Below are 24209 nucleotides of genomic sequence, written 5' to 3' on the forward strand. Positions count from 1 at the left end.
TGTTGGAAATTGTTCCGAACGCGGATCGACGGACTTCCCGGCGCCGCGGCTTTCGCCATCGCAGCGCCCTCCATCGGCACAGGCATCGCCCTGGACAAGTCCGACATGCTCCTGGTGGTGACGGTGCCCAGGGTGGTGAGCCCGCCTGATTGGCGCTCCCATCCTTGGGGCGGCTGCAGGCTCGCTTGCGAGAGAACCGCGATCGGCCGGTTGTCGCCGAGCCGTGTCGAGACCGTGCCTTCCGCGAACACCGTGTCGACCAGATCGGGTGGACGGTAGCCGTTGAGCTGCAGGATCGCATCGTTCACCACGAGCACGCTCAGCTGGCCGCTCACCGGACGGCCTTGTCCATCCGTCACGGCGAAGTCCACCGCCTGCTCGCCGCCGGGCTCGCGTACGTCGTGCAGCGGCGTCACTTTGACTTTGAGATAGCGATCTTTCTGATCGACGCTCAAGCGCGCGAAACCGATCTCGCTCAAACTCTTGAGGCTGCCGGCGGGCAGCGTATGCAGCGGCGCGCCGCGACGGATGAGCACGGCTTGCACCGCCGCGCCCAAACGCATGCTCTCGCCGACCGGGAAGGCGACGCGTGTGACGCCGCGCGGCACGTCAAGTGTTTGCTGGAACAACGTGTTGTAACGGATGACCGAGAAATACAGCGTAGCGTCGTCGTACGGCGAGCGCACGACAGCCGTTGCCGTGTCGCCCACTTTGTACGAAGGCTGTGCAAGGTCGATGGTCTTCTGCTCGTGCTGCGGGCCCCCGCTGTCGACGTAGACCTCGACATCGGTCTCCGCAGACGTGTCGCCGCTCAACTGCGCTCTGATCCGATACACGCCTTGCGCCCTCGGCGTGAGGGCAGCGCTTTGCGGAACGTTCCCGGAGCGCACGTCCGTCTGATCGACGGTCGCGTACTGCACGTGCTTGTAATCGCTGCTGTAGGTCGAAAGCTGCAGCTCCACATGCACCTGCCGGTTCGCGACGGCGCCCCCCTTGTCGTCGGTCACGATCACCGACATCGGCAGCGGCGCGTTCACCTTGCCCGCCCAGTCGCTCTTCAATCCGATGAACGCGTGTCCGGGCAGTGCGGTGAACGCCTTCGTGTCCGAGACCGACAAGTTCGATGCGTCCGACGTCGAGGCGTCGACGCTGTAGGAGACCGGGTACGGCAGATCGTGGCCCACCGGCACCGCTTGAGAACTTCGTCCGTATTTATCCGCGGTGAGCGTCTTGCTCAGGACCTCTGAGGAGATCTTGGGCGGCTGCTCCGGCCAGAACCACTGGCGCCCGAATGCATAACCGTCCCAACCAGGCGGCGAGAAGTACGTCTGCCCGCGGGTGACGTGGTATTCCGTCTTGCCGCCGTCGACGGGCGCGCCGAACAGATAATTGCTCTGGCTCATCGCGACGACGCTGTCGCCCGCAAACGCGAATTCTTTGTCGAGAGTCAGCTCCGTCTTGAAGTTCGGCGGCTTGAATTCGGCGACGCGGAACGAGCCCGAGAGCTCAAGTCCGCTCGCGCTCTTGGCCGCGATCGTCCAAGAGCCCAAGGCTTGCGCGGGTGACCGCGGTAACGCGATCGAGAACGTGCCGAACGCGTTGGTCGTGTATTGACCCAGCGCGATCTTCTGACCATCGGGGCCGACGAGGGTGACATCGAAGGCGACATTATCCGCGCGCGCGAGAACGTCGCCTTGAAGGTAATAAGCCATGCCGGTGAACGCGGCCCGCTCGCCTGGCTGGTACAGCTCGCGGTCGGAGAAAATGACGCCGCGCGCCTCGGGAGCATCCGTTTGCCATCCTGAGTAAAAGCCGTATTGATAGCCGTAGGACTCGGTTCCCGCGAATGCCCAATCGCGCCCCTCCCTGGCGACCACGAACAACCCCGGGGCGTAACCGTTGCTCGAATCCGCCGAGCATGCTTGAGCTTCGGTTGCGTCGAGCGAGAACGAGCCGGCACTATCGGTGCTCCCGGACGCGCACACTTGCGGCTCGCCGGAGCTGCTGTTCTTGTAGACGCTGATCGATGCGCCCGCGACCGTAGCGCCGTCGGATAAGCGGTGGACCCGCACGATACCGCTCTTGGGGAACCACTGCGCCAGAACCCCGAGGTTGGTGACCTGCACCATTCCGTAAAAGGTCGGGTGCTGCCACTGCGTCTTGCCGTCCTGGAGGTACGGATTCGTGCGTGCCTGCACGCCGTAGGCGAGCATGCCGTAGGCGCCCAGCCAGCGGGAAAGAGGCAGCGTGCCTAGCGCCTTCTGATTCACGCTTGCGCTCAAACCTGCGTCCGTCCATGTCTTCGGGTCCGGAAGGTCAGGCTGGCGTCGGCGCACCATGTCGGCTGGTTGGAGTACGCGGTGCGTCGAGGTGTAGGCTTTGTCGGGGAGATTCAATCCCGCCACCGGCGGCTTGAGCGCTAGATCGGATGGCAGAATCTTGAACCCGCTCGGCGCCCAGAACGCGGCAGCGAGATCGCTCGTCTTGAAATGCAGATCGAGTCCTGAGCCGAGCTGCTGGCCGAACCGGTCGGTCAGCCCGGCATCCACATGGATCGTGTAATCGGTCGCCGGCGCAAGCTTCGAGTCGTCAACGGCGATGAAACTCGAATCTTCGGTCGGGTTGATCGCGCCGGCGATCGGCGCGCCCGAAGCCGCGCGCACTGTCGAGTTCGCCTTGGCCGACTTGGCCCGCACGGCATTGTTGAAATCCAGCTGCGGCGTGCCGCCGGCGAACCTGCTCGCCGTGCCGTAGCTCTCCGGCTTGCCGACGAATTCCATCCCTTTGAAGACCAGCGGATGAAACGTCTCGATCCTTCCAAGAAACGCGTGGTCGCTCGGGATGTTGCCGTGCGCCGGCTGCAACCCGGGCCCCACCCGGAGCAGGTAGCGAGTGGCCTTCTGCAGCGGCTGCGCGGGTTCGATCGTGTACGTCCAGCTCAGGCTGATGGGGCGGACGGGTCCGAACTCAAAGCGCCCCAACGGAATCGGCTGCGGCTTTGACTTCTGCACCGCGATCTTCAGCGGCACGGCGATGCCGCTGGACTCCGCCCGCAATGACGTCAGGCGGCGCAACGAGTCGATATCCAACTCGACGTTGGATTCGATCGCGATGCTCGGGTGCAAGCCGCCTTGCGCGACGGTGTCCTCCAGCCCGCCGTTGCCGTTCGAGCCCGGCAATCCGGACAGTGCTATGCGTTCGGTGGCGATCGTCCACGCGAGGTCGCGTGCAAGCCGGTGATGCCGCAGGTCGGCTAGTCCTGCTTTGAGGACGACGCGGATGCGCGTCGCCTTCGGGAACGGGCGGTCTGACTGGAATCCGACCATGCGCGGGGTCAAGAAGCGGAACTTCCCCGGCAAAGCAGGCACGGTGGCGAAATCACGCAGGGCGGCTTGCTGGTCGGGACTCTCGATCGCTTCCACCGGGATCAAGGGATCCGAGAAGCGGACGCGGATCTGCGCCGTCGTGTCGACGTCGCCAAGCGGGCTGATCTGCTCGATCCAAGCCGGCCGCGCCGGTGGCTTTAGCTCCGCAACCCCGGGCACCGGATCTAATGTAGTGTTCCGCGCCAGAACCAATGTAGCGTTCCGAGCGAAGCTCGGAAGGGGCGATGGCCACCATGCCAGCATCAAGCCGACCGGTATGGCCAGCAACGCCCTTGCTAAGGCGCGCCCAAGAGGCATGGCGAGAGGTTCAGAACGCAGCATAAAGGTCCTGTAGTATGTCGGGATAGGCCGCACAAAGGTTCAGTGCGGCGCCTTTAGGACCTAGGCCGTCACCCGGAGGACTTCGCGCAAAGTCGTTTCGCCTGAGAGCATGCGCCCGATCGCATCGTCGCGCAAGTCGGTGAAGCCGCGCGACGTGACGTAATCCAGCAGCTGGCCCGAATCCGCGCCCCGCGCTATCAGGCGTCGCAGACCCTCGTCCACGACCACCACTTCATGCACCGCGAGGCGGCCGTGATAACCGCTCTCGTGGCAGCGCTCGCAGCCGCGGCCCCGGCGTAACACCTTAGGCGTCGCCACCGGCACCATCTCCTGCAGCACCACCTGCTCTTCCAGCGGCACTTCGTAGTCCTCGACGCAGCGATCGCAGATGCGCCGCATCAAGCGCTGACCGACGACGCCGAGCAGCGATGAGGCGATCATCGCGGGATCCACGCCGATATCCACCAGTCGCGCGATCGCCTGGATCGCGGTGTTCGTGTGCAGGGTAGATAGCAGCAAGTGGCCGGTGAGCGCCGCGCGCACCGCCAAGTCGGCGGTCTCGCGATCGCGGATCTCGCCGACGTAGATCACGTCCGGGTCCTGGCGCAGAATCGCGCGCAGCACCGAGGCGAAGGTCAAATTGCGTTTGAGCTGGATCTCGACCTGATTGACGCCGGCGACGCGATACTCGACGGGCTCTTCAATCGTGGTGATGTTGGTGGTGCCGTCGTTGATCTCTTGAAGGACGGCGAACAAGGTCGTCGACTTGCCGCTGCCGGTCGGACCGCAGCACAGCAGCATGCCGTAGGGCCGCCTGGTCAGCGGGGCGATCGCGTCGTAGTTGCGCTCCGAGAATCCCGTGGACTTCAGCGATTTGAAGATCGGGTTCTTCTCCAACAGCCGGATCACGATCTTCTCGCCGTACACGGTCGGCATCGAGGAGATGCGCAAGTCGAAATCCTTGCGCTGGTAACGCATGGACATGCCGCCGTCTTGGGGCACGTGGCGAATGGTGATGTCCATGCGCGACATGATCTTGATGCGCGACACCACGGCGGGGTACAGGCGCTTCGGCAGGGTGCGCAGTTCGCGCAACACGCCGTCGAGCCTGAACCGCACGGACACCTTGTCGGCGAACGGTTCGAGGTGGATGTCGCTCGCTCGGTCCTCGACCGAGGTCCGCAGCAGCGATTCCACGAGCTGGACGATCGGCTGGGTGTCCGAAAGCTTGCGCAGCGTTTCGAGATCCTCGACCTCGCCCATGCCCGCAAAGGCGTCCAGCGCTCCGGACGTCTCCGGCACCGAATCGAGCAGCCGGTCCACCGAGTGCAGCGATGCCGCGTGATACAGGTTGTTGATCGCGTTTGCGACATCTTCGATGAGCGCGAAGCGCACGTCGAGGGTCATCTTCACGCGATGGTTGAGCATGTCGATCGCGAGCAAGTCGCTCGGATCCGCCATGGCCACGATGAACTTTTCCTCTTCGCGGCGCACCGGCACGATCAAGCGATCCGTAGCCATGTGCTCGGGGATGACGTCCGCTTCGCCCTCGTCCGGCCGGATCCGCGTCAAATCGATGAACGGGACGTGATAGAGATCGCTGAGGAATTGATCAACGCTTTCGCGCGGCGTGATCGAAAACTCGGTGAGCACGTCGCGCAGGTTACGCCCCTGCAGGAGGCGAGCATAGAAGATCTTGTCGATGGCGGAAGCATCGAGCTTGTGGACCTGGTCGATGCGCCGCAGCAGCCGCAAGTAATATTGATAATGCGCCGGCGTGATGGGTTCGGCGCCGATGCGGGGCACGTCGTCGTCGGGATCGATGTTGCTGTCCGCGAAACCCTTGGTCCCGTTGGCTGGGGAATAAATCGTTTCGAACAGCATGAAGCGATCGGCGGCCACCATGTCGCCGAAACTGATGCCGTACTCGTGCTCCTGCGGGTCGATGGCGTTGTGCCACACGATCTCGACCGGCACGCGCACCATGTCGCTTCCGGTGAGGCGGATCTGCGCCGAACCCACGTCTCCCATTTTCAGCTCGTTGTGGGACTCGAAGCGCATGCCGCCGGCGCTGAGGTCGGTGGTCTCGCCCATGGCAACGCGGCCGTCGTTGGTCCGAATCGTGACGGACAAACGCATGCGGCGCCGCTTAAAGCGGCGCTCGGCTTTCGGAAGGTCGGGGAAGAGCTCTTTGCTTCCCCTCATCGTCCGAGCCGGCTGGCTGCTCTGTGCACGTGCTGCTGACATGAACCCTTACTTTCCGGGCCCCGCCCGGAACGCTTCCTGCGCGCGAAGTCGGAGCGCTTTCTCTAGGTCAATGCCCACAAGGGCATGCCCGCGCCCCACCCTACTGTGATTATCGTCACTTTCGGACGACGGTTTCACCTTGCCTACCCGGCCGGCAGCGCCTCCACGAGGCTCTTGACCGCCTCGGCGGACTTCTGGAGCGCCGCTTGCTCGGCCGGCGTGAGCTTGATTTGGACGATCTCTTCGAGCCCCTTGGCTCCCAGCTTGCACGGAACTCCGATGAAGAGGTCCTTGATGCCGTACTCGCCTTGCAAGAACGCTGCGCAAGGCAAGATCTTGTGCTTGTCCTTGAGGATCGCGTCGACCATCTCAGCGATGGCACGCGCCGGCGCGTAGTAGGCGCTTCCTGCCTTGAGCAAGGCGACGATCTCGCCGCCGCCGCCTGCGGTGCGCTTCACCAGCCGATCGATAGCGGCCGCGTCCATGAGTTCCGTGATCGGAATGCCGGCCACCGTGGAGTAGCGGGGCAGCGGCACCATTTGATCGCCATGCCCGCCCAACACGAACGCGTGCACGTTGTCCACGCTGACCTTCAGCTCTTGCGCGATGAACGTGCAGAACCTGGCCGAATCCAAAACGCCCGCCATGCCGATGATGCGCTCGCGCGGCAGCCGGCTGACGCGGCGCGCCACCTCGCACATCGCATCCAGCGGATTGGTGACGATGATCAGAATGGCGTCCGGCGAACCGGCGACGGCGGCCTTGGTGGCCGCGCCCACGATCTCGGCGTTCGCCTTCAGCAGGTCGTCACGGCTCATGCCGGGTTTGCGCGGGAAGCCGGCGGTGATCACCACGATGTCGGAACCTTTCGTGGGCGCATAGTCGTTGCTGCCGACGACGTCGACGTTACTGCGTTCCACCGGCAACGCCTCGAGCAGATCGAGCGCCTTGCCCTGCGGTATGCCCTCGACGACATCCACGAGCACGATGTCGGCGAGTTCTTTTTGGGCCAACCAGTGGGCCGTGGTGGCGCCGACATTACCGGCGCCCACGATCGTGACTTTCTTTCGCATGATCACCCCTTGTCCACTCTCGTTGCAGTGCCGGTCGTCTAGATCGCGGTCTCCATCAAAAACGGCCTCGTCGGGATTCCGGTGCCCGCGCCGTGTTCCATGCTGAAGGCCACGATGTCGCCCTTGCGCAGCGGCATCGGCAGATCCATGATCGTCATGCCGCCTTTTTGAACCGCGCCCGCGCTGTGCGCCTGGCCGTTGCGCACGACCCACAATTGGTAACTCATGCCTTTGGGGGCATTGGGCACCGACGCCATCACCATGCCGTTCTTGTTCTCGTCCATTGGTTGCACGACGGTGCTATGCCAGGTGCGTCCGGTTGCGTCTTGTCCGCGGCCCATCTCCCAGTACGAACCGGTAGCGAGGGACGCCATGACGTCGTGGCCGTGCTCGGCCTTCGCGGCGAGCTCGGTGTTCGCCGCCTCCAGCGCCGTCACGCGCGCCGTCGCTTGCGCGAGCGCGTGGGCCATGCGTTCCCGTTCGTGTGATTGATTCATCGCGATGAAGACGGCCACGATCGCCGCCAAGCCGGCCGCCGCGGTGAGCCAGTACTGCGCATAGCGCCACAGCGCGCCGGGCTCACCCGCGCGTTCGCCGCTGCCGGCGTTTGTCCGGCTTCGACGCCTCAACATCGTCTTTGCTTTGATCTCGCCTTGCGCCGCGGCGACCAACCTGCGCTTGAGCTCGTCGTCCGGCTGCGCGGTCTCGCACGCGAGCGGAAGCATTCCCACTACGTTTTGCATCTCCGCGAGTTCGACCCGGCACGGCTCGCACGCCGCGATGTGCTCGCGCACGACCAGCTGGTCTTCGGGCGAAAGCGCCCCGAGCGCGTACGGCGCGGTCATATCGAAGACGTGGAAGAGTTGGGTCATGTCGCAGCCTCGCCGAGCTTTTGACCTTCGAGGTAGCCCTTGAGCTTCAGCAGGCCTAGACGAAGCCGGCCCTTGACCGTGCCGAGCGGCACTCCCATGAGCTCGGCGATCTGCACGTGCGTGTAGCCGGAGAAGTACGCGAGCTCGATGCTCTTGCGTTGCTCGGCCGGAAGGTCGTCCAGCGCATTGCGCACGAGATCGCCGCGCAGCTCAGCCCAGACCTGCTGCCACACGCCCGGCTCGTCGGCGGGAGTGTCCGGCAGCTCGTCAAGCGGCGACGCTGCGCTCGTTGACGCGCTCGCGCGCAGTTTGTCGATGGAGCGATGATGGACGACCGAAAGCAGCCACGTGCGGACGCTGCCGCGTTCCCGCCGAAACGAGCCGGCCTGGCGCCAGACGGCCAGAAAGGCCTCTTGCAGCACGTCTTCGGCTGAATTGCGCTCGCCGACGATGCGATACGCCAGCGAATAGCCGATCTTATTGTAGCGGTCGTAGAGCTCTTCCAAACCGGAAACCTCGCCGCGCGCCAGCGCGGCGATCAGATCCTCGTCCGACCGATCCGGCATCAGATTTATTCCCTCTTCTTTAGAGACTACGTCTCAAGAGGGAGATGAGTTCATAAGGCTGCAGCCATGCGGTGCTGGGGCGGAAGGACTCGAACCTTCGCATGCCAGCTCCAAAGGCTGGTGCCTTACCAACTTGGCTACGCCCCAATGCGTTCATACGGCTTGGTTCCATCGGGCTTCGACGATTTCCGCCGACTCCGGGGCGTCTTGAAAAGGCGAAAGCCGGACCGTACGATCCGGCTCGACGAGTCCTGCGCGGGCGAGACCTAGATCTTGCTGACGCGGCGGGCGCCGAGATAGCGGCTTGCATAGTAGTTCATGGACAGCGGATCGATCCGCACGCCCCGCGTTGAGGCATGAATGAACTGCCCTTTGCCCACATAGATCCCCACGTGCGACGCGCCGGCCGTGTAGGTCTCAAAGAATACGAGGTCGCCGGGCATCAAGAGACTGGTCGCTATACGGCGGCCCACGCCGAATTGCTCGTCCGCCATGCGCGGCAGCGGTATGCCGTTCCTCTCAAAGACCGTCTGGACGAAGCCCGAACAGTCGATCCCTGCGAAGCTCGTTCCGCCGAACGAGTAAGGAACGCCGAGGTAGCGCATCGCAGTCCGCGTGATCCGAGCATCGAGCGCGAGGGCGCGATCGGCCAGTTTGAACGGGGTTGTGCCCGGAAAGTCGGCTGGGGCGACGCCGGTGTGCGTGGCGCTCCACAGGGCTTGCAGGGCAGCCATATCATCGGATTTCGCGGCCGCTCGAGCGATGCGTACCAGCCTCTTATGCCAAACCGGGATAGCGCTCGCATGATGCGGTCTGGCCTTGCTGGGCTCCGGTGCGGCCAAGCCCGGCACGATCAGCGAACGGCCGAGCTGCAAGATGCTCGCGTCCGAGAGATTGTTGCTCTTCTCCAGCGCGTTCAGGGAGACGTCGTACCGCTGCGCGATCGTCCACAGCGAATCGCCGGACACGACCGTATGATATACGGGCCGGGCCATGACCGGAGTCGCGCTGAGCACCACGAGGCTAAAGAAAAGAAACGCTATGCGTCTTTGCAATGCACCCTCTTTAGGTTGACTGCGTTATTATCGGGATATCGGCGGGCCGGTGGCGGACCCGCGTCACTATAGTTGCTTGGTCAGTCGCCTAGAGTGAGATCCCTAAGAGTCGAAAGCGCCGCGTCCAAGGCGCGTCACGCCTGCACCCCTGCTTCGGCCGGGTGCTCGTGCCTCCTGCCGTTCCACATATGTGTGACCCACATCGTGTGACCCGCATCCGATGCCGCTCTTCAGGCAGACTCCGATGCCGCTACTTGTTCGGCCACCGATTTGGCGAGCCGCTCGACTTGTGCGCGATCGGGCCCCTCTACCATGATGCGGATGAGCGGCTCTGTCCCCGATGGCCGAACCAAGATGCGCCCGGTGCCCTTCAATGCATTGCCCGCGCTTTCGATCGCTGCTTTCACCCGTGGGTCGTCCTCGAAGCGGCGTTTGTCCGCCACTCGAACGTTGAGCAGCACTTGCGGATAAACTCGCATGCCGCTCGCGAGTTGATGCAGCGTGGTGTCCGCGGCGAGCGAAAGCAGCTTGACGGCCGTCGCGATCCCATCCCCGGTCGAGTTCGCCTCGAGATCGATGATGTGACCTGACTGCTCGCCGCCGATGCGGTAGCCGCCGCGATGCATCGCATCGAGAACGTAGCGATCCCCCACCGCGGTTCGCAAGAGCTTCACGCCGGCGTCTTTCAACGCGCGCTCCAATCCGAAGTTGCTCATCACCGTAGCGACGATCGTGTTCTCGGGCAGCTGCCCTTTGGCGGCTAGCTCTTTCGCCCAAATCGCGAGCACGTGGTCGCCGGACACGTCGCCGCCGCGCTCGTCGACGAACAGCGCGCGGTCGGCGTCGCCGTCAAAGGCTACGCCCACGCTTCCGGGATACGCTGCCATGGCTGCGCGCAGCGTGCTCAAGTCGGTGGATCCGCAATTCACGTTGATGCGCCGTCCATCCGGCTTGCAGTGCAGCGGCACGACCTTCGCTCCCAAGGCCTGCAACACGCGCGGCGCGATGTCGTATGCCGAACCGTAGGCGCCGTCGACGACGACGGTTTTTCCTCCGAGCGGCCGCCCGAGCGCCACGCAGTGGTGTTCGTAGGAGCGCACGACCCTTCGCCGTTCGAGGATTTCGCCGACGGCAGCGCCTGCCGGGCGCGGCAACGATTCGTGCGCGGCGACTTTCGCCGCGATCTCGTCTTCCAGCGCGTCGTCGAGCTTGCCGCCGTCGGCGGCGAAGAATTTGATCCCGTTGTCCTGGATAGGGTTGTGCGACGCGGATATCATGATGCCCGCCGCTGCATTCAGATGCCGCGTGAGGAACGCGACTGCCGGAGTTGGGACGATGCCGAGCTTCCACGCGACGAGCCCGATCGAACTCAGGCCCGCGCAAAGCGCCGCTTCGAGCATCGGACCCGAGCAGCGCGTGTCGCGGCCTACCAACACCGGGCGGTGCGCTCCGTGCACGCTGAGGACGTGGCCTCCGGCGCGGCCGAGCGAGAACGCCAGTTCCGGCGTTAAGAATTCATTGGCGACGCCCCTGACGCCGTCGGTGCCGAACAGTGAATTCACGCCGGCAGCTCGCGCAGATGCGTCTCGATGATCTGCCTTTCGACCACGGACAAGTTCAGGCGGCCCGCGAGCGCGCCCAGCAACGCTCTCAACGGCACGTACGAAAGCAGCTCCGTTTCTCCCAGCCTGCCTCCGTAACGTCGCGCTTCGATGTCGAGCACGTCGAGAACGCGGTGCAGCGGCGCGCGCACGAGGTCGGAAAACTCCAGCAGCAGACACAGGGTTCCGTCCTGCGCGACCACGTGCGTGGCGCCGACATCGCTGAACCCGCTCTCCACGCCGGCCACCGCCGCCGTCAGCCGGACCAGTCCATGGGCGGGCACGCCCGGCAGCCTCACCTTCAGCAACACCGTGGGTCGGCCGATCTCAATGGCGATGCGCGGCTCGTTTCCGGGGAAAAAGACCTTGATCGGGCGCGCTCTCGCCCAAGCCGAGGCGGACACCGTTCTCCGGACGACCAGCGCCTCTCCCAATGCTGCCAGGGCGCCGGCAAGGTCTTGCTCGATGCCGGGGGGCGCATCCGCGTCGTCTTCCGCCAACAACTCGAAGCGCAGCATCGTCTCATCGCCCACACTGCGCAGAGCTCCTGCGATCGCGGCAAGCGCCGATCGTGGAGTGTCGCGCAAATGGACGCTTATGATCATCGCGCGCAAATCGGCGTCGAACTTCAGCACGCCCACCGACCCGACCCGCTCGCCTGCCTCCTTCAAGGATGCCAAGGCAGCCGCACTCGGGCCGACAACGGGTATTGCGACAAGCCGCATATACAAGTGGCCCACGACGATGCTTTCCCCAAGGAGCGCGCGACTTCCCTAGGCAAGTTACACGACATACTTTCCGGACTAGCGCCCGGCACTGCATTTCGAAAGGAATTCGTTCGTTGCCCAACATCAGGTCCGCCCAGAAATGGGTTCGAGCCTCGGACAAGCGCCGCAAACGCAACCTGGCGGTGAAAACCCAACTCAAGAGCGCCTTCAAAAAAGCGGTGAGTGCCGGCGGTGAGGACGCGAAGGCAGCGGACTCGCTGCATGACAAGGCGGCGGCGCGCGGCATCATCCACAAGAACAAGGCGAACCGGAAGAAGTCGCGGCTCGCCAAGCAGCTTGCCAAGAAGAAATAACCGACTGCAAAGCAAGGTGATCGCGCGCGCGCTGCTCTTCGCCTGCGTCGCCGTCTTGGCTTTGATTCCCGTCATCTCAAGCGCGGACCAGCCCGGCGGTAACGGCTCTACGTTTGCGACCCCGACCCCATCGGCCGTGCCGACGGGCAGCGTGTCGCCCTCGAACCCATTTGCGACCCCGGCGCCGACGCCCACGCCGGGTCGCGGCGGCAACGGTTACGTCTTCTTCAGCTACGACGCGCTCTTTGCGCGCGGAGGCACTCTCCACGTCGCCTCGCCGTCACCGACGACTAGGCCGTTTCCAGCATCCGGCGCCAGCGGCTTCTCGATCGATGCGGCGGGCAGGCTTTCACAACAGTTCCTCGCGCTGCTGCGCTTCAACGGCGCCAACGTGCATGGCGGCGACAACCCGTACGTGACGCGCACGGAAGCGCACGTGCTCTACAGCCCGTCGCATTCGGCGTTCGGGGCCGGAGCCGGTTTTGTTTCACTCCAGCGGTCGACGAACAACACCTCAGCCAACAGCTTCGGCGTCGGCGTGTCGCTCATGCCCGATTTCGCGCAGAGCGTGTCGCCATACGGCAATCTCTTCTTCTATCCGAATGCACGCCAGCTCGGAGCCGGCGGCAGCATCACGACGCTGCAGGCCGGCATCGCGCTGCATCCCCACGCCTCAGGCTTGATCTATCGCGTAGGCTTCGATTTCCACGCGAACTCTTTTGACGGCACGTCCCCGACATCGATGGGTGGGCTGCAGCTGGGCCTCGGCACGTCCTTCTAAACTTCAAGAATTGTTAATGTAGCGTTCCGAGCGAAGCTCGGAAACGGACCTAAAGGTCCGTTGCTACGCTTACTTAGCGCGGGTCGACGGTGACGCTGATCCGCACATCCGGGCCGTGACGCATTTTTTGTGCCCGCCTGCATGCCTCCAGCAGTTGCTCTTCGCTTTCCGACTTGAGCGCGATGCGCATTCGATATTCACCGCGCGCTTTCGGCAGCGGATCGGGAGCGGGACCCAGCGTCTCCACACCCGGCTGGTGCTCGCGCAAGTCTGCGGCCACGGCCAATGCCGTCTTCGTCACCACGCCTGCGTCCACGCCGGCTATGCCGATGTACGCAAGCCGGCCAAAAGGCGGGTAGCGAAGCTCTTGCCGTAAAGCGAGTTCCTTGCGCGCAAACGTCTCGTAGTCGTGCTGCGCGGCGAGCATAACGGCGTAGTGATTCGGCGAGTACGTCTGAACGACGACGTGGCTGCCCGGCGCCGCGCGCCCCGCCCGTCCGGCGACCTGCGTGAGCAGCGCGAACGTCCTTTCGGCGGCGCGGAAATCAGGCCGATTCAGATCCACGTCCGCGGACACCACGCCGACCACCGTGACGGACGGGTAGTCCAGACCCTTCGCTATCATCTGCGTGCCCACCAACACGTCCGCCTCGCTGCCGAATGCATGCAGCAAGCGGCCGTGCGAGCCGCGCGTCGACGTCGTATCCGCGTCCATGCGCACGATGCGAGCCGACGGGAACAGCTCGCCGATCGCCTCCTCAACGCGCTGCGTGCCGAAGCCGTACGGCAGCAACTCCGGCGATTGGCACTTGGGGCACACGCTTGCCACTTTGAACGCGTCGCCGCAGACGTGGCAACGCAGCGATCCATCCGCGGAGTGAAGCACGAGCGAAATCGCGCAGCGCCGGCAGCGCGGCGCAAAACCGCAGGACCGGCAAAGCAACAGGCCGGCATAGCCTCGGCGGTTCACGAAAAGAATGATTTTTTCTCCGCGCTTGAGCGCGCTGTCCATGCCTTCGACGAGCGCTGGACCTATCGGCTGACGGCCTCGGAGTCCGCGCTGCGCGGTCATGTCCACGACCTGAACGGGGGGCAAGGGCGCCTTCGTCGCGCGCTGCAGCATCGGCACGTACATGATGGCGCCGGAGGTCGCTTCGTGATACGACTCAAGACTCGGCGTCGCGCTCCCCAGCACCACCGCACCGCCCGTGCGCGCCATGCGCTCCCGCGCTACTGCGGCCGCGTCATAGCGCGGCGGAACATCCTGCTTGTAGGACGGCTCGTGCTCTTCGTCGACCACGATGAGCGCTAGGTTCGGAAGCGGAGCGAACACGGCCGAGCGTGCCCCGACGACCACATCCACATCGCCCGCTGCCGCCTGTTTCCAGACGCGCGCACGCTCCCCGTCGGAAAGTCCGCTGTGCAGCACGCCCACGCGTTCGCCGAACACCGCGATGAAGCGGCTCGACGTTTGAGGCGTCAGCGCGATCTCGGGCACCAACACGATCGCGCGCCCGCCGCGGCGCCTCACGCGATCGATCAGACGCGAATACACGAACGTCTTGCCCGAGCCGGTCACCCCGTGCAGCAGCGCGACCACGCTCCCCCGCTTCATGGCGGCGTCGATGGTCTCGATGGCTCGCCGCTGCTCGGCGGTCGGCGTGAGTCCGGATCGGGAAACGCCCGCCACGACCCCATCTGCCGGCGCATCGGTCTGCGCTAGCGGCTGCTCGCGTATCACGCCGGCCGACAGCGCGCGCTTGACCACGTCGGGTCCCACGTCTGCAAGCTTGCGCGCCTGCAGGAGCGGCAGCCGTCCGTCGTGCTCGCCGAGCACGGCAGCCAGTCGTCGTTGCCCGGCGCCCTTCGCCAGCGCGGCGTTGCCGAGAACCAGTTCCGATCGCGACGCCGTCACGCGCGCGCGCTTCGCGCCAAGAACCTCTTCTTCGCGGCGCAGCGAGCCGAGCCGCACGTGCCTGGTCAGTTCTGCTTGCGCGCGCTGCGCCGACATGCGCTGACCTGCACGCTTCAACGCGCGCGCAGCGGCGATCACGGTGAACGGCCGATCGCCGAAAACCCCATGCAGCGCCGCGAGCAGCGCTTCGTCGGCCTGCGGCGGCTGCGCGAACGCGAAGCGCCCCCGGGTGCCGGTCGCCGCTCCGCGCGGCGCCACGCTGGCGAGCGCCTCCCGAAACGTGCAGGCATAACGCGTGCGCAGCCACGCCGCCAGATGGACCGCCTCTGCGCCGAACCTCGGCGTTTCGTCCTCGACGCCGGCGATCGGCTTGAGCCCAGCGCCGGCCTCTGCCGGCGCCGGATCGCTCACCACCCAACCGCCGACGATCCTGCCGCCGAACGGCACGCGCACCCGAGCCCCCAATGGCGGAATATTCTCATCGACCGCATAGGTGAAGGATCCGTCGACGTGAGCGGACGGCACGTCCACGACCACGTCGACGCAAGAGAGGCTGTTGCCCATCATGCCGTTCCGTCTGCGGTGGGAGGCGAGCCGCATCGCTCGATCACGGCGCGCACGGACGCTGCGTTCACGCGCACGCCGACGCGCACTTCGCCCACCTTCACCGGCAAAACGAAGCGCATCTCTCCGTCGACGCGCTTCTTATCGCGACCAAGCGCCTCCACGACCGCGTCCACCGACAGTCCCTCGAAATGGACCGGGAGCCTGCACTTCGTCAATGCGCGCAAGAGGCGAGCTTGCTCGGCTTTCGACCACAAGCCCTCGCCCATTGCGAGCATGCCGGCCGCGCGCAGCCCTACGGCCACCGTCTCGCCATGCGACATCCGAAAGAGTGAAGCGGCCTCTAGGGCATGGCCTATGGTATGACCGAGATTCAATGCAGCCCGAGCCCCCGAATCCCGAGGATCCGCGGCCACGATCGCTATCTTGACGCGCGCCGCGGCGCCGATGCTGCCCGCGTCCAATGCTCGCATGCCGCGGCGTTCGATCGCCTCGAACAGAGCGGGGTCGCCGATGATGCCTGACTTGACGATTTCGGCCATGCCGGTGGAGCGCTGGCGGCGGGGTAATGTGTCAAGTGCGCCGAGGTCGCCGATCACCGCGACCGGATCCCAAAAAGCGCCGACGAGGTTCTTGCCCTCAGGCAGATCGACCCCGGTCTTGCCGCCGATCGCCGCGTCGACCATCCCAAGCACCGTCGTCGCCACCGGCAGCCACGCGAGCCCTCGCAAATAGGTCGCGGCGACAAAGCCGGCAAGATCGGTCAGCGTTCCGCCCCCGACGGCCAGCAACAATGTGCCGCGCTCGACGCGAAGCGAGGTCAGCCAGTGCATGACGTCGGTCGCGCTGCGCAAGGTCTTGCGCCGTTCGCCTGCCGCCAAACCGCGTTCTCCGAGGACGCGCACGCTTTGCGCCTCAAGCGCCGCCCGCACCGCCGCGGCCCTGCTCGCGATCCGGCGGTCGAAAACCACGACGCACGCAGCGCCGCGCCGCGCGACGATGCGAGCGGCTTCCGCGGGGCCGTCTTCCGTGACGAGCACGCTGTACGGCAATCCGTCGAGGATCATCATCCTTGCGCGCCTGCCTGGATGAGGCGCTTCCGATACCAACGCGCGATGATGTTCGCCAGCGCTATCGGCGACTTGCCGTCCGCTTTGATCGCGAGATCGCTGTCCGCGTATGCACCTGCCCGGCTTGACAACAAACTTCGAATCCCACCGAGCGTCGGCTTGGCCCCGAGCAGCGGCCGGTGCGTGCGATGCGCGACGCGCTCAAAAGCCGTTTCGGGCGAAACCGCGAGGTGCACGATCAGGCCGGAGGAGCGCAGCAGTTTCCTATTCGCCGCATCGAGCACGGCGCCGCCGCCCACAGCGACGACCCATGGCCCGGATGCGGCCAAGCGCTCGAGCACGGCCCGTTCGTAATCCCGAAAGCGCGCCTCGCCCTCATGCTCGAAAATCTCGGCGATCGCGCCGTGCTGCTTCACGATTTCGGCGTCGGTGTCGATGAACGCGACTTTGAGGATACGCGCGAGCCGCCGCCCGGTGGTCGTCTTGCCCGCGCCCATGAAGCCGGTCAGCGCGAGATTCATCGCGTGCGGTCAGTTGGGTTTGTCGATGCGCAGCGGAAACGTGGCGCCATAGAAGCGAGCGACGATCCGGTAATCCCCCGGCGGCGCCTGTTGAGGACCTTGCTCTTCAAAGTACCAGTAGGAGACGAACACGTGGGTCTGGCCGGGCGCTAGATCGATTTTTGTCGGACTGCGCAGCAGGTTGTGGAAGTAGGTCGAGCGCCAGATCTCCAGCGGTAGCGCGAAGAGACCGTAGACATACGTGCTCACCCTTCGCACGATGAACTCGCACTGCTCCGAGGTGGCGAAGCGCAGCGTCATCGGCAGCGCGCTGTCGTTGGTCACCGCCAGCCGCAGCTCGACCGTGCCCTGGTCCGGCAGTGCCGCGACGCGCCGATTCGTTAACGGGTCCACGATTTCGAAATCGTAGGTGAGGCCGTCCGGCAGCGTCACTTGGGGCTGGTGCAGCGCTTGGGCGAGTTGCGCCGGGAGCACCGGTTCGCCGACCGCTTCCCGGGTGATGGCCGCCAACGCCAGCACGAACAGCAGCGCCAGACACGTAATGGTCAGCGCGAACTGTATGCTCGAGTATCGTCGTCTGCGTTCGGCTTGCAAGACAGACTCTATTCGCGCGCACAGCGCGCGAGTCCCGCGCGCCTAGCGATCGCCGGGCTCGGCGTGACGCGTCGGCAGACGTGTGACTTTGGGACTGTCCCCGGCCTCAAGCTTCGCCTTCACCGCCCGGATGCGATCGGCCACGTCCAGATACGAGATGTCGCTGGAGTACAGCTCCTCGAGCGACGACAGCGCCAGCCGCAGCGATTCCGTGGTGCCTTTTGCTTCGTAGAGGTCGGCGAGGTGATATAACGCTTCGTGATACTGGCCCTCGGGGTAGCCCGGCGTTTCGAGCGCCTTGGAAAAGCGCTTTGCCGCCGCGCCGTCCAGACCTTGGCGCCGCAGGCACAACCCGATCGCGATGAGGCATTGGACGACGTATTCCGGCTCGCGCTGGATGGCCTGGAACGCCACGAGGGCTTCTTCTATGCGACCCAGCTCGCGATACGCGATGCCTAGCCGGAACATCGCTTGCGGGTCGCCGCGCGAGGCGTTGTTCTCGAAGCGCTCGACGAACTGATCGATGAATTCAGCATTCGTCTCATCGTGGCGCACCAACGCGAGCAGTTGCTGCACGCCTTGCTCGACGCGCCCCGTTTGCGCCATGACCATCGCCGCCCGGTATTGCGTCGCGGTGTGATCCGGGCGCAGCCGCGCGGCGGTCGCGAGCAGCTTTTCGGCGTTCTCGAAATCTTCGAAGTGATCCGCGAGGATGCACGCCAGATGATAGCATGCTCCGGCATCGTCTGGGTTCTCGTCCAGCACCTGACGATACGCCGATGCGGCCCTTCCCCAATCTCCCGCAGCCGCCCAGGCATCTGCCCGCGCCAGCGGGGCAAAACCCTCCGGCTCCTCGCGCGGCAGCGGCGGGAGGAGCGGCGGGAGGCCGGTACGGCGGCCAAACGCCGGCTTTTCCCGCACCAACGACTCCTGGATAGACGCTTCGAGGATCGCGAGCCGTTGCGCCAACGCTTCGGCCTCGGCCGATCGCTTCGCGCGCAGAGTCTCCGCCTGTTCGGCGGCGCTGAGCGCTTCATTGACCTTAGCGGCTTCTTCTTTGGCCTTCGCCTGCGCGAGTTCTATCTGTGAGAGCATCGCGCGCAATTGCTGCTGACGCCGCTCGACTTCCGCCTGAGCCGTTTCGATGCGGCCCTCGAGTTCGCTGAGCACGGCTTGCGCATCAGCGGCTTCGTCTTGCGCGGTCTTGCGCAAAGCCTGGTAGCCGGCCAGCTCCTCGTCGATCTTCGATCGCCGCCCCGCGATGTCGATCTGAGCAGCCTGCGCGTGCGCCAGTTCCGCCTCTGCCGCCGCCTTCGCTTGTTCGGCACGTTGGCGCGCTGCTTCCGCTTGCTCGCGCGCTGCTTCCGCTTGCTCGCGCGCCGCTTCGCTTTGCCCGCGGGCGCTCTCCGCCGTCGCCTGAGCGTTTTGAGCCGCCAGAACTTTCCCCTCAAGCTCCTCCATCTCGTGCGCGAACACCACTTGCTCTGCCGCCATCTCCTCATGCCTGACGATGACGCTCTCGAGGGCGGCTCGTTCCGCGGCGTGCCGTTCGGCAAGCGCTTCGTGCTCCGCGCGCAGATCCACGAGCGCCTTCTCCGCGGCCGCGCGCTCGGCATCGACCTTGGATACCGCGGCTCGCGACTGCTCCGCTTCCGTGAGCGATACCTGGGTTGACTCGAGCGAGGCCTGTCGTTCAGCGATCTCCTGATCGAGCTGGCTCTTGCGCGCCATCGCCGTCTCGAGCAAGGTGCGCTGCTCGCCCAGCATCCGCTCCAACTCTTCGCTTGACGCGAGCAGGGACTCTAAATTCTCCTGCGCGGCGTGCCTTCGCGCTTCCACCTGCTTCAAGCTGACCCAAGCGGCCTCGCGCTCCGGATCGGCGACCGGCGCCTTCGTTTCGCTCGCTTCCTTCGGCGGCGGCGCGACCGCTGCGCTCGCAGGCTCCGTTACTGCTTGCTTTGGAGGCGCGGGTTTGGGGGCAGGCGGCGGCGCAGGCTTCTCGCTCGCTGCGGCCGCCGGCCGCGGCGCCGGCTTGGGCGCGGGGGCAGGCGGCCGCGGCGTTGCGACCAGGGGCTTTTGCTTGTCGATTTCGTCGAGAATGAAGCGTGCCTTGGCATTGCCGTCGTCGATGGCAAGCACCGCGTTCGCGAGCTGGCGCGCGCCGTCAAAATCGCGCTGTTCCCGCGAAGCCTCGGCGGCGCTGATGAAATACGCGAGCGCCTCGGTCCTCAGGCCTTTGGTCTGATACAACTGCCCCATGTGGACCATCGCTTGGATGTGGTCTTTGTCGCGATCCAGCACTTTCTTGAACGCGAGAATCGCCTGGTCCATCTGCGAGTTCTTCTGATAGATGCAGCCGGCTTCGAACAGCGCCGGCGTGTGCTTGAGGTTCGAACGGCGCAGGATGTCGATGAACTTCGCGAGGCCATCCTGCGTGTGGCCTTCCGTGACGTCGGCCTGACCCATCTGGAAGATGACGTCGAGGTCGTTGGGGTCAAGCGCGTGGGCTGCCGCAAGCGCTTGGCGCGCTTTGAGGACGTCGGTATGATCGAACAGAAACGCCTTGCCGGCTTGCAGGTAGCACGCGATCGCCTCGGCGTTCGCGCCGGCGGCAGCGAGCAGTTTCGCCGCTTCGACCTTCGCGCTCGGAGCGCAGGCGAGCGGAACCACGCTCTTGAGCAGCGCAAGGCCGCCGGCCGCGTCGTTGCGGGCCATCATCTCGCGCGCACGCGTCAGCAGCGCGCGTGCCTGCTCGTCTTGCGCGGTGCCGCTTTGTGCGTTCTGTTCCTGCTGCGACACGAAGGAGCGCCTCTACTTTTGGTCTAGCTCGTTGTGCTCGCCGGCTTTTTCCTGCCGAAAATGCGCGCCGCTCCCGCTTGCGACGCCTCGAAATGCTCCCGCACCTCTTCCACGGAGTCCCCACCATACTTATCGGAAAACGCTTCGGCGAGCGCGAGGCACAGCATCGCTTCGCCGATGACGGAGGCCGCCGGCACCGCACACACGTCGCTGCGCACGACCGCTGCGGGCGCCTCGGCGCCGCTCTCGAGATCCACCGATGCCAGCGGGCGCATGAGGGTGGCGATAGGCTTGACCTTCACGCGCACGACGATGGCCTCGCCGTTCGACATGCCTCCCTCGATCCCGCCGGCGCGATTGCTCCCACGCCCGATCTCCTCCCCGCGGCGCTCGAACGTGTCGTGCGAGCGGCTGCCGATGAAGTCCGCGGACGAGATGCCGCTGCCGAACTCCACTGCCTTCACGGTCTGGATGCTCGTCAGCGAGGCCGCCAAGCGCGCATCCAAACGCTCGAGCGGCTGACGGTTGCTGCCGATGCCCACGGGCATGCCGGTGGCGCGCAGCTCGAAGACACCGCCGAGGGTGTCCCCTTCGGTCTTCGCCCGATCGATCCGCGCCACCATGCGCGCCGAGGCTTCGGCGTCCGGACAGCGCACGGGCGATTGGGCGGTCGCGACGAGGTCGGCCATTTCGATCTCAAGCTGTGACGCGACGTCTCCGATCTGGCGCACGAAGCCCACGACCTCGGTGCCGAAAAGCGCCAGGTACTGTCGGGCGACGGCGCCGAGGGCGACCCGCATGGCCGTCTCCCGCGCGCTCGCGCGCTCCAAGACATTGCGCAGATCGCGGTGCCGGTACTTCAGCGCGCCCGCGTAGTCCGCGTGTCCCGGCCGGGGCCGCGTGATCGGAGGGCCGCTGCCGGTCAAAGGATCCATCAAGCCGCGCACGTTCTCGAAATCCCGATTGCGTACGAGCAGCGCCAGCGGCGATCCGAGCGTCAGCCCGCCGCGTAAGCCGGCGACGAACTCGACCGTATCGGACTCGATCTTCATCCGCCCACCCCGCCCGTGACCGCCCTGCCGCGCAGTCATCTCGCGTTGGATCGCCTCCACGTCGACCTCCATGCCCGCCGGCAGCCCATCGAGGATGCCGACCAAGGCCGGGCCGTGCGACTCACCTGCGGTAAGATAACGGATCATGAAGCCACGCGGACGGCGCTAAATGAATTGGGGCGGCCGCGGCCGCCCCAATAGCTGGTTGCTCCCGCCGCCACTCACTTCTCATTCATGATGTGCGGCGTGATCAAGAAGACCACCTCGTTGTGGATCTTGCCCTTTTGCACGTTGCGGAAGAGCGCGCCGAGGATGGGGATGTCGCCCAGCAGCGGCACTTTGGTGATCGTCTTCGTGACTTCGTCGTCCAGCAAGCCGCCAAGCACGATCGTGTCGCCGTCCTTCACGCGCAGCGTATCCGTCACTTTGCGGTTGTTCAAGATCGGGAAGTTCTGCACGAGCCCGGTGATCACGCTGCGTTCGACGTTCATCGTCGTCGTGATGTAGCCGTCGGTGTTGATGACCGGCGTGATGATGAGCTTGACGCCGATGTCGATGTACTGGACTTGGAAGTTGCCCGCCTTCGGATCGTAGTACACGATGGGGTACGTCTGACCGATGAGCAGGCTGGCCTGCTGGTTGTCCAACGCAGCCACGCGCGGGTTCGCCAGCAATTCCGCCTCGTTATGCGAGATCAGGTAGTTCACTTTGGTCGAGATGAAGAACGCGTTGCGCGTGAACGGCTGCACCGCGATCGGGTTGAGCGAGGTCTTCGGCGGAGACGCGAGATCGGGGACCGCCGGGCACGCGATGCAGTTCTCGAACAGCCCGAGATCGCTGGAGCCGCCGAAGCTCACGCCGACGTTCGACGTGTCGTTGTTCTTCGTGATGTCGATGACTTTGACTTCGAACACCACTTGCGGCGCCGGCACATCGGCCAGCGCGAGGAAGTTGCGCGCCGACTGGATGATGTCCGGCGACCCGGTCACCAGCAGCGTGTCGGTGCGTGGATCGATGGTGAACGAACCACCAGGCAGCACGGTGCCGATCTGCTTGCCGAGCGCCGTGGGGTCGGCGTACTTGATCGGGAACGCGACGGTCTGCGCGGTCTGACCCGCCGAACCGAACTGTTTGGTCAGGTCTTCGGGCGTACCGACGACATACACGTTGCCGACGGTGCGATATTCAAGGCCGTTCGTGCGCACGACGAGATCGAGCGCGGTCTTGAGCGGCACGTCGTGCAAACTCACCGTCGTCGTGCCTTTGACGCTCGACGTCGCGATGATGTTCTGGCCGCTTTGCTGCGCGAGGACCTTGAGCACGTCCACGATGTCCGCATTCTTGACGTCGATCGAAACCGTTCCCGACGACGCGTACTGCGGCGCTCGAGGCAGCGTGCCTCCGTTCGCATTGGCGTTGGCGTTCGAGCTCGAACTCATGCCGCCCGTGTAAGGATGTTTCACGCCGGGGATCTTGCAGTAGTACTTGCCGCCCGGCAACCAGGGATTCGGCGTCGCTTGCGCCACGACGGCAGGTGCTGCTACCGCAGTGACGTGCTTGACGGGCGCGGGCTTCGCCGGCGCCGCCGCCGGCTGCTTGTACGGAGCCGGCGCGAAGGCGACGTGCTTCACGGGCACGGCTTTGGGCGCTTGGACGTTGTCCGTGCCGGCGATCGCTGCCGTCTGTTGCGCAGCCGCTTTGCGCGCGGCGGCCACGGCCTCGTCGGCGGGCAGCACGTGCGGCGCTTGGTCGGTGCGAACCGCAAGCGTCACAGAGCCCCCCCCGCCTTGAAGCAGATCGTATTTGGGCGCGCCTTGCGACTCGACCACGATGCGCAGCACCGCGGGTGAGTCGGAAAGCTGTCCTATCCGTACCTGGCGGATCTGCCCGTCGCTGAACCCGATGACTTTGGTCCGGCCTTCGTAGCTTGCCGGCGTCACGTCGACCACCAGATCCTCGACGTCGTTCTTCGAGTCGACCGAGTACTTGTGGACGCGGGTGGAGACGGCGCTCGCCGCCGTCACCGTCAGCCGAAACGCCCCGCCTTGCCTGGCGTACTTGACGTCGGTTACGGGATTGTCCCCGGCGCGGCCAGGCTGCGGCGCAAGCACGCTGCTCAGCAGCATGATGCCGCCGAGTAGCCAGGTCGCCGCCGACCGATAGTGCCGATGCATGTTTAACCCCCCAACGAGAATGTGCGCACGCCGTCCGGCGAGGACAAGCGTACGTAACCGGGCCCGATGGCCAGGACGCGATAACGAGAAGCGATGAGTTCTCCAGGCCGCGCGACGTATGACTTGCCGCCGGCCTCGATGATGGCGCTGACGTACGAACCGTTCCGTACGATGCCGCTCAGCCGGACGCCGGCCCACGGTCCTTGATCTGCCGCAGCGCCTTCGAAACCAGGCAGCGTCGGGATCTTCGGAAACGTGGATACGGAGACACGGCTCTTCATAGACTTGATCATGCTGCTGCTGTTGTCCGTCGCCGGTCCGTAGAGCGCGACGAACGGATCGGCGCGACCAGCGCCGGCGTTCGGCCTGGCGCGCACGATCGGTACCGGCGTGGCGACCGACGAGGCCAGCGGCACGGCTTCAACACGTCTCACCGCCACGACGGGTGCGCTCGATGTGTCGGGCGCGCTCGAGCATGCGCTTAGGCAGGCGCTGATGACCGCTGTGATGACTAGGGCTGCGAAATTTTTCATCACG

18 protein-coding genes and 1 tRNA gene are annotated in these 24209 nt (G+C 65.2%); 2 read left to right on the forward strand and 17 right to left on the reverse strand.

Annotated features, from left to right (window positions below):
• The 9 genes from VN934_01305 to VN934_01345 form a co-directional block, all read right to left on the reverse strand.
• Window positions 1-3545: MG2 domain-containing protein (locus VN934_01305; protein ID HXM17430.1), on the reverse strand; the 3545-nt coding region annotated here is incomplete at its 3' end.
• A gap of 222 nt (window positions 3546-3767) precedes the next feature.
• Entirely contained in the window at window positions 3768-5954 is a 2187-nt protein-coding gene (locus tag VN934_01310) for an ATPase, T2SS/T4P/T4SS family (GenBank protein ID HXM17431.1), read from the reverse strand.
• Window positions 5955-6097: 143 nt separating this feature from the next.
• Complete coding sequence (gene mdh / locus VN934_01315; GenBank protein ID HXM17432.1) at window positions 6098-7027, reverse strand: malate dehydrogenase; 930 nt, start codon at window positions 7025-7027, stop codon at window positions 6098-6100.
• A gap of 38 nt (window positions 7028-7065) precedes the next feature.
• Window positions 7066-7899, reverse strand: coding sequence for an anti-sigma factor (locus VN934_01320; protein ID HXM17433.1), 834 nt, complete (start codon window positions 7897-7899; stop codon window positions 7066-7068).
• Window positions 7896-8465, reverse strand: a complete 570-nt coding sequence (locus tag VN934_01325; protein ID HXM17434.1) for a sigma-70 family RNA polymerase sigma factor — start codon at window positions 8463-8465, stop codon at window positions 7896-7898. The genes VN934_01320 and VN934_01325 overlap by 4 nt, the downstream gene beginning before the upstream one ends.
• A gap of 74 nt (window positions 8466-8539) precedes the next feature.
• Window positions 8540-8612: transfer RNA gene (locus VN934_01330), tRNA-Gln, on the reverse strand.
• A 119-nt stretch (window positions 8613-8731) separates the two neighbouring features.
• Window positions 8732-9520, reverse strand: coding sequence for an NlpC/P60 family protein (locus tag VN934_01335; protein ID HXM17435.1), 789 nt, complete (start codon window positions 9518-9520; stop codon window positions 8732-8734).
• A 230-nt stretch (window positions 9521-9750) separates the two neighbouring features.
• Window positions 9751-11082, reverse strand: coding sequence for a phosphoglucosamine mutase (glmM, locus tag VN934_01340; GenBank protein HXM17436.1), 1332 nt, complete (start codon window positions 11080-11082; stop codon window positions 9751-9753).
• Window positions 11079-11801, reverse strand: coding sequence for a hypothetical protein (locus tag VN934_01345; GenBank protein ID HXM17437.1), 723 nt, complete (start codon window positions 11799-11801; stop codon window positions 11079-11081). The genes glmM and VN934_01345 overlap by 4 nt, the downstream gene beginning before the upstream one ends.
• Window positions 11802-11962: 161 nt before the next feature.
• Here VN934_01345 and rpsT point away from each other — a divergent pair, with 161 nt between their 5' ends.
• Together rpsT and VN934_01355 are read left to right on the forward strand one after the other, a co-directional pair.
• The gene (rpsT, locus tag VN934_01350; GenBank protein HXM17438.1) at window positions 11963-12202 is read left to right on the forward strand and encodes a 30S ribosomal protein S20; all 240 of its coding nucleotides are present in this window, start codon (window positions 11963-11965) and stop codon (window positions 12200-12202) included.
• Window positions 12203-12218: 16 nt separating this feature from the next.
• Window positions 12219-12983, forward strand: a complete 765-nt coding sequence (locus VN934_01355; protein HXM17439.1) for a hypothetical protein — start codon at window positions 12219-12221, stop codon at window positions 12981-12983.
• A 73-nt stretch (window positions 12984-13056) separates the two neighbouring features.
• Here VN934_01355 and priA read toward each other — a convergent pair whose 3' ends face one another.
• The 8 genes from priA to VN934_01395 form a co-directional block, all read right to left on the reverse strand.
• Window positions 13057-15465 (reverse strand): primosomal protein N', encoded by a 2409-nt coding sequence (gene priA / locus VN934_01360; GenBank protein HXM17440.1) that lies wholly within the window; start codon window positions 15463-15465, stop codon window positions 13057-13059.
• Complete coding sequence (locus VN934_01365) at window positions 15462-16532, reverse strand: 3-dehydroquinate synthase family protein (GenBank protein HXM17441.1); 1071 nt, start codon at window positions 16530-16532, stop codon at window positions 15462-15464. The genes priA and VN934_01365 overlap by 4 nt, the downstream gene beginning before the upstream one ends.
• Window positions 16529-17053: a shikimate kinase gene (locus VN934_01370; protein ID HXM17442.1), complete on the reverse strand. Its 525-nt coding sequence runs from the start codon at window positions 17051-17053 to the stop codon at window positions 16529-16531. Before VN934_01370 ends, VN934_01365 begins: the two co-directional genes overlap by 4 nt.
• A gap of 9 nt (window positions 17054-17062) precedes the next feature.
• On the reverse strand, window positions 17063-17647 hold the full coding sequence (locus VN934_01375; GenBank protein HXM17443.1) for a hypothetical protein: 585 nt from the start codon (window positions 17645-17647) through the stop codon (window positions 17063-17065).
• Window positions 17648-17689: 42 nt separating this feature from the next.
• Window positions 17690-20446, reverse strand: a complete 2757-nt coding sequence (locus tag VN934_01380) for a tetratricopeptide repeat protein (protein HXM17444.1) — start codon at window positions 20444-20446, stop codon at window positions 17690-17692.
• A gap of 23 nt (window positions 20447-20469) precedes the next feature.
• A complete protein-coding gene (gene aroC, locus VN934_01385) occupies window positions 20470-21645 on the reverse strand; it encodes a chorismate synthase (GenBank protein ID HXM17445.1) in 1176 nt (391 codons plus the stop codon).
• A gap of 74 nt (window positions 21646-21719) precedes the next feature.
• Window positions 21720-23672, reverse strand: a complete 1953-nt coding sequence (locus VN934_01390; GenBank protein ID HXM17446.1) for a secretin N-terminal domain-containing protein — start codon at window positions 23670-23672, stop codon at window positions 21720-21722.
• 2 nt (window positions 23673-23674) lie between these two features.
• On the reverse strand, window positions 23675-24205 hold the full coding sequence (locus tag VN934_01395; GenBank protein ID HXM17447.1) for a hypothetical protein: 531 nt from the start codon (window positions 24203-24205) through the stop codon (window positions 23675-23677).
• Between the last annotated feature and the right edge of the window lie 4 nt (window positions 24206-24209).

The organism is Candidatus Tumulicola sp. (genome assembly GCA_035601835.1).
GTDB lineage: Bacteria > Vulcanimicrobiota > Vulcanimicrobiia > Eremiobacterales > Eremiobacteraceae > DATNNM01.

What these genes read in the sequence shown, in the direction of transcription:
- VN934_01395 (HXM17447.1), bottom strand. Translation starts at nt 24,205, where the DNA reads ATGAAAAATTTCGCAGCCCTAGTCATCACAGCGGTCATCAGCGCCTGC.
- aroC (HXM17445.1), bottom strand. Translation starts at nt 21,645, where the DNA reads ATGATCCGTTATCTTACCGCAGGTGAGTCGCACGGCCCGGCCTTGGTC.
- mdh (HXM17432.1), bottom strand. Translation starts at nt 7,027, where the DNA reads ATGCGAAAGAAAGTCACGATCGTGGGCGCCGGTAATGTCGGCGCCACC.
- VN934_01320 (HXM17433.1), bottom strand. Translation starts at nt 7,899, where the DNA reads ATGACCCAACTCTTCCACGTCTTCGATATGACCGCGCCGTACGCGCTC.
- VN934_01310 (HXM17431.1), bottom strand. Translation starts at nt 5,954, where the DNA reads ATGTCAGCAGCACGTGCACAGAGCAGCCAGCCGGCTCGGACGATGAGG.
- VN934_01365 (HXM17441.1), bottom strand. Translation starts at nt 16,532, where the DNA reads ATGATGATCCTCGACGGATTGCCGTACAGCGTGCTCGTCACGGAAGAC.
- VN934_01325 (HXM17434.1), bottom strand. Translation starts at nt 8,465, where the DNA reads ATGCCGGATCGGTCGGACGAGGATCTGATCGCCGCGCTGGCGCGCGGC.
- VN934_01370 (HXM17442.1), bottom strand. Translation starts at nt 17,053, where the DNA reads ATGAATCTCGCGCTGACCGGCTTCATGGGCGCGGGCAAGACGACCACC.
- priA (HXM17440.1), bottom strand. Translation starts at nt 15,465, where the DNA reads ATGATGGGCAACAGCCTCTCTTGCGTCGACGTGGTCGTGGACGTGCCG.
- VN934_01390 (HXM17446.1), bottom strand. Translation starts at nt 23,672, where the DNA reads ATGCATCGGCACTATCGGTCGGCGGCGACCTGGCTACTCGGCGGCATC.